This window comes from Patulibacter ginsengiterrae (assembly GCF_056269115.1).
Map to the genome: position 1 here is coordinate 174805 of NZ_JBWDOG010000006.1, position 14388 is coordinate 189192.

The 14388-nt window shown below is 73.2% G+C and carries 11 protein-coding genes; 3 read left to right on the forward strand and 8 right to left on the reverse strand.

The window, feature by feature from the left end:
• Positions 1 to 16 precede the first annotated feature (16 nt).
• Positions 17 to 1189, reverse strand: coding sequence for an AI-2E family transporter (locus ACVUH9_RS11115; RefSeq protein WP_475756836.1), 1173 nt, complete (start codon positions 1187 to 1189; stop codon positions 17 to 19).
• 151 nt (positions 1190 to 1340) lie between these two features.
• On the opposite strand from ACVUH9_RS11115, the gene ACVUH9_RS11120 reads away from it, so the two are divergent.
• On the forward strand, positions 1341 to 1919 hold the full coding sequence (locus ACVUH9_RS11120) for a cupin domain-containing protein (protein ID WP_475756838.1): 579 nt from the start codon (positions 1341 to 1343) through the stop codon (positions 1917 to 1919).
• Here ACVUH9_RS11120 and ACVUH9_RS11125 read toward each other — a convergent pair.
• Complete coding sequence (locus tag ACVUH9_RS11125) at positions 1826 to 2452, reverse strand: GNAT family N-acetyltransferase (RefSeq protein WP_475756840.1); 627 nt, start codon at positions 2450 to 2452, stop codon at positions 1826 to 1828. The genes ACVUH9_RS11120 and ACVUH9_RS11125 overlap by 94 nt on opposite strands.
• 417 nt (positions 2453 to 2869) lie before the next feature.
• Here ACVUH9_RS11125 and ACVUH9_RS11130 point away from each other — a divergent pair, with 417 nt between their 5' ends.
• On the forward strand, positions 2870 to 4687 hold the full coding sequence (locus ACVUH9_RS11130; RefSeq protein ID WP_475756842.1) for a M3 family oligoendopeptidase: 1818 nt from the start codon (positions 2870 to 2872) through the stop codon (positions 4685 to 4687).
• A 152-nt stretch (positions 4688 to 4839) separates the two neighbouring features.
• On the opposite strand, the gene ACVUH9_RS11135 is transcribed toward ACVUH9_RS11130, so the two are convergent.
• The 6 genes from ACVUH9_RS11135 to ftsE all read right to left on the reverse strand — a co-directional run bounded on the left by ACVUH9_RS11135 (position 4840) and on the right by ftsE (position 12494).
• Positions 4840 to 6573, reverse strand: a complete 1734-nt coding sequence (locus tag ACVUH9_RS11135; protein ID WP_475756844.1) for a prenyltransferase/squalene oxidase repeat-containing protein — start codon at positions 6571 to 6573, stop codon at positions 4840 to 4842.
• Positions 6574 to 6696: 123 nt separating this feature from the next.
• The gene (smpB, locus tag ACVUH9_RS11140) at positions 6697 to 7173 is read right to left on the reverse strand and encodes an SsrA-binding protein SmpB (RefSeq protein ID WP_475756846.1); all 477 of its coding nucleotides are present in this window, start codon (positions 7171 to 7173) and stop codon (positions 6697 to 6699) included.
• A gap of 52 nt (positions 7174 to 7225) precedes the next feature.
• On the reverse strand, positions 7226 to 9298 hold the full coding sequence (locus tag ACVUH9_RS11145; protein WP_475756848.1) for a ribonuclease R family protein: 2073 nt from the start codon (positions 9296 to 9298) through the stop codon (positions 7226 to 7228).
• Complete coding sequence (locus tag ACVUH9_RS11150) at positions 9298 to 10530, reverse strand: S41 family peptidase (RefSeq protein ID WP_475756850.1); 1233 nt, start codon at positions 10528 to 10530, stop codon at positions 9298 to 9300. The genes ACVUH9_RS11145 and ACVUH9_RS11150 overlap by 1 nt, the downstream gene beginning before the upstream one ends.
• 46 nt (positions 10531 to 10576) lie before the next feature.
• Positions 10577 to 11479: a permease-like cell division protein FtsX gene (locus ACVUH9_RS11155; RefSeq protein WP_475756851.1), complete on the reverse strand. Its 903-nt coding sequence runs from the start codon at positions 11477 to 11479 to the stop codon at positions 10577 to 10579.
• A gap of 79 nt (positions 11480 to 11558) precedes the next feature.
• Complete coding sequence (gene ftsE, locus ACVUH9_RS11160) at positions 11559 to 12494, reverse strand: cell division ATP-binding protein FtsE (RefSeq protein ID WP_475756853.1); 936 nt, start codon at positions 12492 to 12494, stop codon at positions 11559 to 11561.
• A gap of 497 nt (positions 12495 to 12991) precedes the next feature.
• On the opposite strand from ftsE, the gene ACVUH9_RS11165 reads away from it, so the two are divergent.
• The gene (locus tag ACVUH9_RS11165; RefSeq protein ID WP_475756855.1) at positions 12992 to 14254 is read left to right on the forward strand and encodes a M16 family metallopeptidase; all 1263 of its coding nucleotides are present in this window, start codon (positions 12992 to 12994) and stop codon (positions 14252 to 14254) included.
• Positions 14255 to 14388: the final 134 nt, after the last annotated feature.

Consider the following 14388-nt stretch of genomic DNA (forward strand, 5'->3'; position numbering starts at 1 on the left):
GCGCGTACGGTCGCGGCTACGCCGCCGAGGTCGAGCCGCCGTCGCCGACCCCCGGGCCAGCTCCCGGTGGCCCGCCGTCGTCCGCCTCCGCATCAGTCTCCGCCAGGTCCTCCGGGGCCGGAGCGCCGACGTCCTCGTCCTCCTCGAGCCACCCCGCCCCGGCCGCGACCGCCGCCACCAGCGGGGTCGCGAGGAACGCTCCGACGATCCCCAGCAGCGCGCTCCCGGCACCGACCGCCAGCAGCACCGTCAGCGGGTGGAGCCGGACCGAACGACCGATCAGCAGCGGGTAGAGGACGTTGCCCTCGATCTGCTGGACGATCACGGTCACGATGATCGCGCCGATCATGCCCTCGACCCCGTTGGTCGAGAGCGCGACCAGGGCCGCGGTCATCCCGGCGAGGATCGCCCCGATGTAGGGCAGGAACGCGACGATGAACGTCAGCACCCCGAGCGGCAGCGCCAACGGGATGCCGAGGATCCAGAGCCCGACGCCGATCCCGATCCCGTCGATCGCCGCCACCAGCACCTGGCTGCGGACGAAGTGGGTCACGGCCGTCCACGAGCGGCGACCGCCCTGGTGCCAGGCCTCGCGCCGGTCGGCCGGGATGAAGCGCAGGAAGCCCCGCCAGAAGCCATCCCCGTCGATCAGCAGGTAGATCAGCATCATCAGCGCGAGGAAGATGCTGGCGGCGACGCTGGCCACCCCCTGGGCGGCGGAGAGCACGCCGCTGCTGAGCTGCCCGCCGATCGTGCCGATCGAGTCCTGGAGCTTGTCGGTCAGCGAGGTGGTGAACCGCTGGACGTCCGAGTCCTTCAGGCCGAGGTCGTGCAGGAGGCTCGGGAGCTGCTTGATCCCGTCCTCGACCTGGGTCGCCAGGTCCTGGGTCTGGCGGACGATGTCCGGCGTGACCCAGGTCAGGATCCCGACGACGAAGAAGATCGTCAGCAGCACGGTCACGATCGCCGCGATCCAGCGCGGCATCCGCAGCGGACCGCTCAGCCACTGCGCGAGCGGCGACAGCAGCGCCGACAGCAGCACCGCGATCGCGAACGGCAGCAGGATGAACTGGAGATCGCCCCAGACCCGCAGGATCCCGTAGCCGACGAGTCCGATCAGCCCCAGACGGAGGGCGATGAGGCTCAGCTGGTCGAGGGCCAGCCGCGGCGCGGGTTCGGACGGAGGCATGAGCGGGCAATCATGGCGGCCCGGGACGACAGATGGGCGGCAACGCGCCCGATCACCGTGCGAGCGTCGGCCTCGCCGGCCGACGGACCGGGCTGCGCCAGCGCGCCGGACGTCGTACACCGAAGCGGACGCGGCCGCTATCGTCGCGCCGATGTCCGCCACCGACCCAGAACCCGTCCGCCCCAACGCCCTGGACCCGGCCTGGGACGAGGAGCGCGTCCACCCGCGGATCGACGGCTACCGTGCGCGCCGTGCCCGCGTCGGGCGTGCCGCCGGAGCCCGGCGGCTGGGGGCCAGCGTGTTCGAGATCGGCCCCGGGCAGGCGGCCTACCCCTACCACCTGCACCTCGGCGAGGAGGAGCTGCTGGTGGTGCTGGCCGGCCGGCCGCACCTGCGCACCCCGAACGGCTGGCGGCGGCTCGCCGAGGGCGAGGTGGTCGCGTTCCCCCGCGGCGAGGCCGGAGCCCACCAGCTCGTCAACCGCGGCGAGCAGACGGTCCGCTTCCTCACCGTCTCGACCAACGGCGACCCCGACGTCGTCGTCTACCCGGACGAGGGCAAGGTCGGCCTCGCCGAGCGGCCGCCGGAGGGCGAGGGCGGCCTCTGGCTGTTCTTCGCGGAGGCTGAAGCGCGTCCCTACTGGGACGGGATCGAAGCGCCGTCGGGTCCCGACGACGGATCCGGCACGACCGACGGCACCGCGGTCTCGTCGCCGACCGGTCCCGCCTGACCGGGCTCGGGTCGGTCGACCCGCAGGACGAGCACCTCCCAGCCGGTCGGGACGTGCCGGGTCCGGCCCGTGACCCGCATCCCGAGCCGCTCGGCGACCGCCAGCGAGCGCTCGTTGTCCGGGTGGATGATGCTGATCACCTGCGCCAGCCCCAGGTCCCGCCAGCCGGACGCCAGCGCGGCCCGGGCGGCCTCGGTCGCATAGCCGTGGCCCCAGGCGTCGCGACGGAGCCGCCAGCCGATCTCGACCGCCGGCAGGACCTGCGGAAGGAAGCCGGGCACCGCCAGCCCGCAGAAGCCCAGCAGCGCCTCGTCGGAGCGCCGCTCCAGGGCCCACAGCCCGTGGCCGGTCCGGGTCCACTCGCGTCGCAGCCGGTTCAGCAGCTCGTCGCTGCCCGCCCGGCCGAGCGCCCCCGAACCGATGTGGCGCATGACCTCGGGATCGGCGTTGAGCGCCGCAAACGGCACCCGGTCGCCGGCCCGCCACTGGCGGAGCCGCAGGCGCGGGGTCTCCAACTCGCTCGGGGCAGGCACCGCCGCGACGCTACCGGTACGCCGCCGTGGTCGCCCGCGGACCAGGGAGAACGGCGGCCACCGGCGGTGATGGGAGGGGCGGTGACGGGAGGGGGCGGCGGTGACGGGGCGGGACGGTGACGGGGCGGGGGTCGCCGGTGACGGGAGGGGCGGCTGCTGATGCGGATTGACTGTCGTATAGACCCTAAATCCGCATCGGCTCGGTGCCCGCGGTCCCCGCCCCCCGCCAACCCGCGGCCCCGCCACCCCGCAGCCCTGCCAACCTGCCGCCCCGCCAACCCGCCCCCCAACCCGACCGCCGCCCCGCCACCCAGCCGCCTCCCCCGCCAACCGCCTCCGCACGACGGGCCCAACGAGCGTCCAGCGGCGCCGCGCCGTTGCTGGCGGAGCCGCGTCCGCACCCCGTAGGCTTGGGCCATGAGCACGACCGTCGAGCACACTGACGTCGCCTGGGACCTGGAGACCCTGGTCCATGGCGAGGGTCCCGACGGCGTCAAGCGGCTGCTCGACGAGGCCACCACCCACGCCGACGCGTTCGCCGCCGCCTACCAGGGCAAGGTCGCCGAGCTCGACGGCGCCGGGCTGTCGGCGGCGATCGGCGCGTTGGCCGAGCTGTCCGACCTGATCGGCCGCGCCGCCTCCTACGCCTCGCTCAAGTTCGCCGAGGACACGACCAAGCCCGAGCACGGCGCCCTGCTCGCGCTGGTCGAGGAGCGCGGGACCGCCGTCCAGACCAAGCTGCTGTTCTTCGAGCTCGAGTGGACGGCGCTCGACGACGGGCACGCCGAGCAGCTGCTCGGCGCCGACGGGCTCGAGAAGGCCCGCCACTACCTGCGGACCGTCCGCCGCGAGAAGCCGCACCTGCTGACCGAGCCCGAGGAGCGGATCCTGGCCGAGAAGGCCTCCTCCAGCCGCGGCGCCTGGGACCGGCTGTTCGACGAGCTGACGTCGGTGATCGAGGTCGACCTGTCGGAGGTCGGCGACGGCGAGACGACCACGGCGCCGCTCGACGTCGCGCTGTCGCAGCTGACCAACCCCGACCGCGAGACCCGCCGCAAGGTCGCCGAGGCGGTCACCAAGGCGCTCGCCCCCGGCCTGCGGACGCGCTCGTTCATCTTCAACACGCTGCTGCAGGACAAGGCCGTCGAGGACCGACTGCGCAAGTACCCGTCCTGGCTCGCCTCGCGCAACCTCGCCAACGAGGCCAGCGACGCGTCGGTGCAGGCGCTCGTCGACGCGGTCCAGGAGGCCTACGACGTTCCGCAGCGCTGGTACAAGCTGAAGGCCAAGATCCTCGGCGTCGACCAGCTCGCCGACTACGACCGGATGGCCTCGGTCACCGCCGCCGACGAGCAGGAGTTCTCGTGGAACGAGGCGACCGACCTCGTCTTCACCAGCTTCGACGCGTTCGCGCCGCAGATGGGTGACGTCGCGCGCAAGTTCGTCGGCGAGGGCTGGATCGACGCCCCCGTCCGCCCCGGCAAGCGCGGCGGCGCGTTCTGCTCCTACACGGTGCCGTCGCACCACCCGTACGTGCTGCTCAACTGGACCAGCCGCCGACGCGACGTGCTGACCCTCGCCCACGAGCTCGGCCACGGGATCCACGCCTACCTCGCCCGGGACCGCGGCCCGTTCGAGCAGACCACGCCGCTGACCCTGGCCGAGACCGCCTCGGTCTTCGGTGAGACGCTGGTCTTCGACCGGCTGCTGCAGGCGACGACCGAGCCGCAGGCGCGGCTGGGCTTGCTCTCGGAGCAGATCGAGGGCTCGATCGCCACGATCTTCCGGCAGACGGCGATGAACCGCTTCGAGCACGCGGTCCACACCGCCCGCCGCGAGGAGGGCGAGCTCTCGACCGAGCGCTTCGGCGAGCTCTGGCACGCCAGCCAGGAGGCGATGCTCGGCGACGCGGTCGACATCACCGACGGCTACCGCTCGTGGTGGTCGTACGTGCCCCACTTCATCGGGACCCCCGGCTACGTCTACGCCTACGCGTACGGCCAGCTGATGGCGCTCTCCGTCTACGGCCAGTACCGCAAGCAGGGGGCGTCGTTCGCCCCCAAGTACCTCGAGCTGCTGGCGGCCGGCGGATCCAAGTCGCCGGAGGACCTGGTCGCGATCGCCGGCCTCGACCTGACCGATCCCGACTTCTGGCGCAGTGGCCTGGCGCTCGTGCGCGAGCAGCTCGACCAGGCCGAGGCGGCCGCGATCGAGGCGGGCGCGATCAGCGCCTAGAGCGGCCCGTGGAGGCCGGCCCGCGGAAGCGGGCCGCCCCGCGTCCCTCGGGCGGCCCGGCGTCCTCAGGCGCCCCGGCGTCCCTCAGGCGCCCCCGCTCCCTCGGGCGCCCCGGCGCCCCGGCGCCCCGGCGCCCCGGCGCCCCGGCGCCCCTAGAGCCGTACCGGGGTGGCGGTCGCGGTCGACGCGGCCACCGCGTCGTCGCTCGGGGTCACGTCGGTGATCACGCCAGGATCCCGGCGGCGGAAGCGTGCGCGGAAGCCGCTCTCGCCCGCGGCCCCGGTCCGGAGCCACCCGCGTCGCGTCGCGGGCACGTCGAGCAGCGGGCCCTCGACCTCGGTGATCGAGAAGACCCGCCGGCGCGGCCGCCGACGCTCGATCACCGCGCCGAGCGCGGCCACGAGCACCAGCGCGCCGCCGAGGCCGCGGGTCACCCACGGATTCCCGTCGCCGTCGCCGGCACCGGCCGAACGCAGCCCGGCCGCCGACGCGTCGTCGGTGTCCTGGGTGCCGCTGACGACCGTGCCGGAGACCTCCTGACCTCCGTTGCCCGTCGTCGCCGGCTGCTCCTGCTTCTTCTTCGGGGTCGGGGCGGTCGTCTGCTCGCTGGTCGTCGAGCCGCCGGTGCCGCGCGCGCCCGAAGCCGCCCCCGTGGGGGTCGTCGAGCCGGCCGCTCCGGCCGTCGAGCCGGCGCTGCCGGACTGGGCGCCCTGGTAGACGTCGGCGCCGCTGCCACCCCCACCGGTGGTCACCCCGTCGCCCGAGCCGCTGCTGGTCGACCCGGTGCCCGCGCCCGCGCCGGCCGTCGAGGTCGGGCGGTCGCGCTCGGGCTCCTTGCGGGGCGTCGGCTTCTCCTCCGTCTTGGCCGGGGTGGCGGGTGCCCGCGCGACCGCCGCGAGCGGGAAGGTCCGGCGGTTGAGCGCCGCCGTCACCTGGGCCGTCCGCATGACCGAGCCGTCGACGCTGCCGTCCGAGGACCGACGCACGTCGCGCAGGTAGGTCAGCGCATCGGGGCCCCATGCGGACGGGTCGATCCCCGCTGCTCGCAGGCCCTGGAGCGCCCACGCGGTCGCCACCGGGTCGACCTTGCCACCGCGTTCGAGCGGGAAGCCACCGCTGCCGGACGCGTCGAGGTTCTCGCTCAGGAAGCCGTTGTTGGCCGCGTCCTTGGCCGCCTTCGTGCGCCCGACGGCGCTCAGGGCCTGGAGCACGACCCCGGTCACGTCGATCCGCTCCGGGCCGTCGGCGGTCTCCCCCCAGCCCCGCCCGAGGCCGTGGATCGACTCCAGCCAGTCGGCTCCGCGACCGGCGGCGGCCGACGCCTCGCTGCCGGAGGCTGCGGCCAGCGCCATCACGGCGAACGCGGTCGCGTCGACCCGCACCCCGTCGACCGCCGTCGCGAACGAGCCGTCGGGCTGCTGCCGGCTCTGGAGCAGCGCGACGAGGTCGATGCCGCCGACCGAGCGGCCGCTCTCGCCCGCGGCGCGGGCCACCAGCAGCAGTCGCGCCGCGTCCGCGGTGTCGTTGAGGGCGGCGGCGTTGCCGGTCAGGTACTTCCAGGCCGAGGTGCCCGTGCCGGGCTGGTCCTTCGGGTTGATCCCCGCCGACGCGAGCGCGAGCGCCGCCCACACGCTGGCGAAGGGATTCGAGAGCTTGTCCCCGGCCTTGGCCGTGAACCCACCGTCGCGCTGCTGCGCGTCCTGGAGGAACCGCAGGGTCGCGTCGATGCTGGTTCCCGAGGACGCCGCCGAGGCCGGAGCCGGACCGAGCGCCGGGACGCCGGGTGGTGTTGGGACGGCGGCCAACGTCACGACCGCGGCCGTGACCGCGAGCAGCCGGCCGGAGCGGCTGGCGAAGCGGGTCGTGGCGGGCGCGGCGTCGAACATCGGCGATCCGCGGCGGACCGATGACGACCGTCGACCGATCGCCCGGGTCACCGCTGGCACACCGACGGTAGCACAGGGTATTTGGGCGCCCTTAGTGGGTCCCCCCGGCGCACACCGTACCCCTCAGCGGTTGCTGTCGCGGATCGCCCGCTGCATCTCGCGCTGCTGGTCCCGCTCCTTCATGTCCTGGCGCTTGTCGGCGACGTTCTTGCCCCGGGCCAGCGCCACCTCGACCTTGATCCGGCGACCCTCGGGATAGATCCGGGTCGGGATCAGCGTGAGCCCGTTCTGCTTGGCCAGGCCGAGCAGCCGGTCGATCTCCCGCCGGTGGGCCAGCAGCTTGCGCGGCCGGTCCGGCTGGTGGTTGTTCATCGCGGCCGGCGCGTACGGGTCGATCCGGAGGTTGCGCAGCCACAGCTCGTCGTTGCGGACGTCGACGTAGCTGTCGCCCATCTGACAGCCGACCGAGCGCAGCGCCTTGACCTCGGTGCCCGCGAGCACGATCCCGCACTCCAGCCGCTCGAGCAGCTCGTAGCGGAAGCGCGCCTGGCGGTTGTTGCCGTAGTCGCCTCCCGACGGCTTCTTCTTGCCCTTGGCCATACGGACCGAGCGTACTGGCGCGGGGCCGCTCGCCGTCGTGCCCTCAGCCTGGTCAGCGCGGGACGGGGTTCAGCGAGACCCGCCCCCGCTCCGGCTCGACCCGGTCGACGGTCACCTCGATCGGATCGCCGATCCGCAACGTGCCGCCGGAGCGCGTCCCGACCAGGATCGTCCCGAGCTCGTCCAGCTCCCACCAGTCGCCCTCGAGCCGCCGCACGGGCACCAGCCCCTCGAACGCCTCGTCGTCGAGCGTGCCGCCCCCGAAGCGCACGAACGCGCCCGCCGGGGCCAGCCCGACGACCTCGCCCGAGAACCGCTGCTCCCAGCCGTGCTCGAACAGGACCTTGTGGAGCAGGAACGCCCGGGCGACCTGGTCGGCCGTACGCTCGATCTGCATCGCCTCGCGCTCGGTCGCCGAGCACCAGATCCCCAGCTCCTCGAGCCGACTCGACGAGCCGGCCGGGGCCGATTCCCCGGCCCCGACCAGCGAGAGGATCGCGCGGTGGGTGATCAGGTCGGGATAGCGCCGGATCGGCGACGTGAAGTGGCAGTAGTACCGCAGCCCGAGGCCCGCGTGGCCGAGGCCCTTGGGCTCGTAGCGAGCCTGCTGGAGCGCCCGCAGCACGAGGTACGAGAGACCGGCGCGGCCGTGGCCGGTGCGGCGGACGTGGGCGTCGACCCGCTTCGAGATCTCGGAGACCGCGGCGGCGGCCTGCTCACGGGTCGCGGACTCGCCGAGCAGGTCGCCGGCCGCCCCCGGGATCCCGAGCGTCGCCAGCTGCTCCGCCAACCGCTCGACCGACGAGACCTCCGGCAGCCCGTGGACCCGGTGCAGGGTCGGCACGTTGGCCTCGGTCAGCAGGCGGGCGACCTGCTCGTTGGCGGCGATCATCAAGTGCTCGATCAGCCGGTGGGCCTCGGTCGCCCGCTCGACGTGAATGCCGACCACGTGCCCGTCGTCGTCGAACCGGAACTGCGGCTCGCCGGTGTCCAGCTCGAGCGCGGTCGTGGTCTGCGTACGCCGCTCCTGGAGCGCCAGCGCAACCCGGCGGGCGACGTCCAAGGGCCCGCCCCACGGGTCCTCGGCCCGTTCGCTGCCGGCGAAGATCCGGTCGACCTGGTCGTAGTCAAGTCGCGCGTCGGAATGGATCCGCGAGCGGTAGACGGTCGCCCGCCTGACGCTGCCGCCGTCGAAGTCGAGCTCGATCGTGACCGCGAGCCGGTCGACCCCGGGGACCAGCGAGCAGGCGTCGTTGGAGAGCGCCGGCGGCAGCATCGGCTCGACGGTCCCCGGGACGTAGACGCTGGTCCCCCGCCAGCGGGCGTCGGCGTCGATCGCCCCGCCCGGCCGCACGTAGGCGGCGACGTCGGCGATGTGGACCCAGACCCGGCAACGGCGGGCGTCGTCGGGATCGACCTGCTCGGCGCTGATCGCGTCGTCGAAGTCGCGGGCGGTGACCGGGTCGATCGTGAACGTCGACAGGGCGCGCAGGTCGTGGCGCTCGATCTCGTCCTCGCCGATCGGGCCCGCGGCCACGCCCTCGGCCTCGATCCCGACCGCCCGCGCCACCCGTCGCGGCAGCCCGCGGTCGAGCAGCAGCGCCTCGAGCACGTCGCGCGCGACGTCGGGCGAGCCGATCTCGCGGACGATCCGGTGGCCCTTGGTCCGGCGACCACGCGCGGCCCGCGAGCCCCCGCTCGGCCCCAGCAGCACGATCCGGCCGTCGGCGGCGTCCTTCCCGCCGCGTCCGCCGCGGTCGACCGAGACCGAGCGGCCGCGATCGAAGAGCGGTTCGGCGACGACGAGCTTGCCGCGCCGGCGGAGCACGCCGACCACGGGGCCGCCCGGACCCTCGTCCTTCCAGACGTCGCGCGGCAGCATCGGCTGGCCGTTGCGGGTCAGCTCCGGCCCGGCCGCTGCTCCGCGGTCGCGGCGATCCCCACCCGAGCCGGCCCGGGCGGGCGGGGCACCGTCGCGGTCCCCGGGCCGTGCGTGACGACCGTCCTCCTGCTTGCGTCCCGGCTTCGGGTGCTTCGGCCCCTTGCCGCGGCTCGGCTTCTTGCCGCCCTTGCCCGCCGGTCCCTTGCCCTTCTTCGTTCCCCGGCCCTTCGGCTTGCCGGCCATCAGGAGGTCTGTTCCTTGGCGACCACGGTCAGGGCGCGGTCGACGCCCTCGTCAACCCGCGGCGTCTTCGGGTCGTCCTGCGCGACCACGTCCGGGGCGAGGCCCTGGCCGCGCTTGGTCCCCTTGCCTCCGAGGTTGCGTCCGTTGGGGGTGAAGTACTGGCCGGCGGTGATGTCGAGGGCACCGCCGCTCGAGAGCGGCACGACCCGCTGGAAGACGCCCTTGCCGTAGGTCCGGGTCCCGACGATCGTGGCCCGCTTGCGGTCCTGGAGCGCCCCGGTGACGATCTCCGCGGCCGAGGCCGAGCCCCGGTCGACGAGCACCGCCAGCGGCTGCTTCGGGAACTCCGGGTGCTTGCCCGCCGGGTAGGTCTGGGTGCCCAGGGTCCGGCCGCGCAGCGTGACCACGGTGCCGCCCTTCAGGAACAGGCTGGCGAGGCCCTGGGCCTCGTTGACCAGGCCGCCCGGGTTCGAGCGGAGGTCGAGCACGAAGCGGTCGGCGCCGCGCTTCTGGAGCTTCTCGAACGCCCGCCCGACCTGCTCGGCGGCGCCGTTGGTGAACTGCGAGAGGCGGACGACCGCGACCTGGTCCTTGCCCTCCCGCCGCATCCGCGAGGCCACGATCGGGATCTCGACCGGCTTGCGCTCGGAGGTGATCTCCAGCTGCTTCTCGCGACCGTCGACGGTGCGGACGATCCCCAGCTTCACGCGGGTGCCCGCCGGTCCGCGGACGTAGTCGGAGGCCCGGGTGCTCGGCAGGCCCTTCAAGGGCCTGCCGCCCGCCTCGACGATCAGGTCGCCGACCCGCAGCCCCGCCGCCTTCGCCGGCGAGTTGGGGTAGACCTGGGTGATCTTGAGCCCCCGCGGGTCCTGGGAGACGACCACGCCGATCCCGTCGAAGCGGTTGTCCTGGCTCTGCTGGAACTGGCGGTAGGCCTTCGGATCGAAGTAGTTCGAGAAGCGATCGTCAAGCCCCTTGACCATCCCCCCGATCGCGTCGTCGACGAGCTCGCGCTTGCCGGGATCGCGGTAGTACTCGTCGCGGATCACCCCGTACGCCTCGTTGATCGCCCCGGGGCCGTCGGCATCGACGACCCGGTCGCGGATCACGCTCGGCAGCGACTGCGGCTGGTTCGCCCCCACCCACGCCCCGGCGGAGAAGATCAGGCCTACGACGGCGAACAGCGCGAGGACGGCGAGGGTGGCGCGGAGGACCCGTGAGCTGAACGACACCACCACAGCATGCCGGACGGGACGCCCCCGCCCGTCCGGCGAGCGATCAGACCCGCAGGAAGCGGCGCAGCGAGAGCGCCGAGCCGGCGGCGGAGACCCCGACGCTGGCGACGATCAGGAGCAGGATCAGCGGCCCGAACTGGATCATGTCGGGACGCGAGATCAGGGTCGCGATCCCCTCGAGCTGGTTGAGGATCGTGAGCTTGGCGAGGCCGAGCATCAGGATCGCGATCCCGCCGCCGATCGCACCGAGCATCAGGCCCTCGATCACGAACGGCCAGCGGATGAACGAGTCGGTCGCGCCGACCAGCTTCATGACCTCGACCTCGCGCCGGCGGGAGAACAGCGAGAGCCGGATCGTGTTCGAGATCAGCAGCACCGAGGCGATGATCAGGAGCCCGCCGAGCAGACCGAGTGAGAGCTTGACCGCGCCGGTGATCTTGACGATCTTGTTGGTCTCGTTCTTGCCCGCCTTGACGCTGCCGATCGCGCTGTCGAACGGCTTCGCCTTGCCGCTGACGCTCGGCGGCTGCAGCGACGCCTCGAGCGCCGCGACGTTCGAGGCGTTGTCCGGCGTGACCCGGAAGGTGTCCGGCAGCGGGTTCTCCTTGCCCAGCAGCTGGTAGGCCTCCGGGTTCTGCTTCTTCTGCTCGGCGTAGGCCTGGGCCTTGGAGACGAACTCGACGCTCTTGACGTGCGGCGTGTCGTTCTTCAGCCGCGCCGCGACCCGGGCGACCTCGGCCTTGTCGGCCGTGGTCTTCATGAAGACGTTGACGCTGACGCGGCCGCGGACGTCGTCGGCGGCGCCGTTGGCCAGCTGGACGGCCGGGATGAAGATCCCCAGCACGAGGACCGTGATCAGCACGGCCATCAGGGCGGCGAAGCTCGGGATCGGGTTGCGTCCGATCGAGCGGAGCGCTTCCTTGAAGAAGAAGGTGACGCGGTTCATCGGGTTCCTCGGTGGGGCGAAAGGTGCGGTTCCGCTCCCCGCGCGGACGGCGGGGAGCAGGCGGGCTGGTCGGAGCGGACTACTCCGAGAACGCTTCGTCGAAGAGGTCGGCGGCATCGGCCGGCAGGACGCCGCGACGCTGCGGCGCGGGCGCCGGCTCGCCCCGCAGGAGCGCGCCGAACTCGGCGGTCGACTCGCTGGTCGGCTGGCTGCCGTAGCTGCCGGCGATCTCGTCGCGGATGATCTGGCCGCCCTGCAGCTCGATCACGCGGCGGCGCATCCGGTTGACCATGCCCTCGTCGTGGGTCGCGACGACCACCGTCGTGCCGGTCTTGTTGATGCGGTAGAGCAGCTGCATGATCCCGATCGTGGTGTCGGGATCGAGGTTGCCGGTCGGCTCGTCGGCCAGCAGCAGCGGCGGGTGGTTGACGAACGCCCGCGCGATGCTGACGCGCTGCTGCTCGCCGCCCGAGAGCTGGTGCGGGTAGTTGTGGAGCTTGGTCGAGAGCCCGGTCAGGCGCAGGACGTCGGGCACCTGGCGGCGGATCTGCTTGCGGTGCGCGCCGGTCACCTGGAGCGCGTAGGCGACGTTGTCGTAGACGGTCCGGTTCGGCAGGAGCTTGAAGTCCTGGAAGACCACGCCGAGGTTGCGGCGGTAGTACGGGACCTTCTTGCGCGTGATCTCGGAGAGGTCGCGGCCGGCGACCCGGATCAGCCCGGCGTCGGGCTCGAACTCCTTGAGCAGGAGCTTCATCAGCGTCGACTTGCCCGCACCGGTCTGGCCGACGAGGAACAGGAACTCACCGCGGTGGACGGCGAACGACGTGTCACGGACGCCGGCCGAGGTGTTGTCGTACGCCTTGGTGACGTTGCGGAACTCGATCACCGCGTCTGGGGCCCGCGAGACGATCGGGGCGGGGGCGGCGGCCGGAGAGCCGCTGAGCGTGGCAGCGTGCGCCGCCTGACGGGCAGCAGCCGCACGCTGGCGGTCGGTGGTGGAGCGCGAAGCAGCCATACAGCTCCCAGAGTTGCACCGGACGGACCGTTCTCCTGCATCCAGGAGGCCCGTGCAAGACGGATTGCGTACGCCGACGGCGGCCTGTCGCCAGCGCCCCGAAGGCGCACGCGTACGCCGACCCGAGTGCCGCCCACGGCGCTCCGCGATGCGTTGTCCACCGTGACGGTGGCAGAACGACGGCCGAACCACCCGCGGCAGGACCGGGCCGCGCTTGCCCACCCTTCGGCTCGTCCGAAGAGTCGCCGACGACCGCCGCAATCGCTCGCCCACTCTTCGGGTCGTCCGAAGAACCAACGACCGCCGCCATCGCTCGCCCACTCTTCGGGTCGTCCGAAGAACCAACGACGGCCGCCGTTGACCACTCTTCGGGTCGTCCGAAGAGTGGCCAACGACCGCCGGCGTCGGTTGGCGACGTCCGAGACCCTCGCGCCGCATCGGCGCTCGGCGACCCGATCCAGACCGGCCGCGCCCCGCGACGCGATACCGTCGTGCGAATGCCGTCGATCTCCTCCTCCGTCGCCCCCAACGGCCTGCCGGTCCACCGGATCGCCGTTCCCGGAACCCGCACCCTGACCGCCCTCGTCGCCTTCGACGCCGGGGCCCGCACCGAGCGGCCCGAGGAGAACGGCATCGCCCACTTCCTCGAGCACCTGGTGTTCAAGGGCGGGGAGATCTACGACCACTACCGCAAGGTCAACGAGACGGCCGAGCGGATGGGCGGGATGCTCAACGCCTACACCTCGCACTCGATGGTGGCGTTCCACATCACGGTCCGGGCCGAGGCCGCCGCCGAGGCGCTCGACCTGCTGACCGACTTCGCCGGGCGGCCGCTGCTCGACGCCGAGGAGCTCGACAAGGAGCGCGGCGTCGTGATCCAGGAGATCGCCCGCTACCACGACCAGCCGTCGGCGCTGGCCGAGATGCTGCTCGACCAGGCCGCCTTCGGCGACCATCCGCTCGGGCGTTCGGTGCTCGGTCCGGAGGAGCACCTGCGGACCTTCACCCGCGACCAGATCGTCGGCTTCCGCGATCGCCGTTGGTCGGGCCGGACCGGCGGCGCGTTCCTCGTCGGTGCCGTCGACCATCTGCCGGAGGAGGCCAAGCTCCACGAGCTCTTCGGCCGCTTCCCCGACCTCGGCGCACCCGAGGCCGCCGAGGCCGCCCCCGCCCCCAGCACCGACACGGTGATCGAGGAGCGCGACACCAACCAGTCGCACCTGCGGATCGCCTACCGGCCCGAGCTCGACGCCTCCGACCCGGCCACCCGCGCGGCCCTGACGATCTACGGCACCCTGCTCGGCGGGTCGATGGGCTCGCGGCTGTTCGACGAGATCCGTGAGCAGCGCGGCCTCGCCTACTCGGTCTCGGCGTCGGCCTGGTCGCTCGGCGACACCACCCAGCTCCAGCTCTCGGCCGGCCTCGACTCGACCAAGTGCGTCGAGGCCTACGGCCGGATGCGCGAGATCGTCCAGGAGCTGCACGACGACGGCCCGACCGCCGAGGAGGTCGACCGCGCTCGTGCCTACACCGCGGGCCGGCTGGTGCTGGCCTTCGAGAACAGCGGTGCGGTCGCCCGCCACGCCGCCAGCCAATCGATCGTCCACGGTGAGGAGTTCGACACCGACCGGACGATCGCCGAGCTCGACGCCGTCACCCTCGACGACGTCCGCGAGGTCGCCCGCCGGATCGACCCGGCGATCGCCTCGGTCGCCTGCGTCGGCCCCCAGAAGGCCGACGACTTCGGCTGGTCGGCTTAAGGACCCACCCGCCCGGCTTCCCCGGGCCGACCCGGTCTGCGGGCCGACCCGGTCTGCGGGCCGACCCGGTCTGCGGGTCGGACCGGTCCCCGGCGGCCACCCGGCCCCCGCGCCTCCCCGGGTCGACCCCGGTC

Bases quoted from the DNA above. Each gene is read 5' to 3' on its own strand.
- ACVUH9_RS11145 (WP_475756848.1), bottom strand. From the start codon at position 9,298: ATGGCCGGCAAGCCGAAGGGCCGGGGAACGAAGAAGGGCAAGGGACCG.
- ftsE (WP_475756853.1), bottom strand. From the start codon at position 12,494: ATGGCTGCTTCGCGCTCCACCACCGACCGCCAGCGTGCGGCTGCTGCC.
- ACVUH9_RS11155 (WP_475756851.1), bottom strand. From the start codon at position 11,479: ATGAACCGCGTCACCTTCTTCTTCAAGGAAGCGCTCCGCTCGATCGGA.
- ACVUH9_RS11165 (WP_475756855.1), top strand. From the start codon at position 12,992: ATGCCGTCGATCTCCTCCTCCGTCGCCCCCAACGGCCTGCCGGTCCAC.
- ACVUH9_RS11115 (WP_475756836.1), bottom strand. From the start codon at position 1,189: ATGCCTCCGTCCGAACCCGCGCCGCGGCTGGCCCTCGACCAGCTGAGC.
- ACVUH9_RS11130 (WP_475756842.1), top strand. From the start codon at position 2,870: ATGAGCACGACCGTCGAGCACACTGACGTCGCCTGGGACCTGGAGACC.
- ACVUH9_RS11120 (WP_475756838.1), top strand. From the start codon at position 1,341: ATGTCCGCCACCGACCCAGAACCCGTCCGCCCCAACGCCCTGGACCCG.
- ACVUH9_RS11135 (WP_475756844.1), bottom strand. From the start codon at position 6,573: ATGTTCGACGCCGCGCCCGCCACGACCCGCTTCGCCAGCCGCTCCGGC.
- smpB (WP_475756846.1), bottom strand. From the start codon at position 7,173: ATGGCCAAGGGCAAGAAGAAGCCGTCGGGAGGCGACTACGGCAACAAC.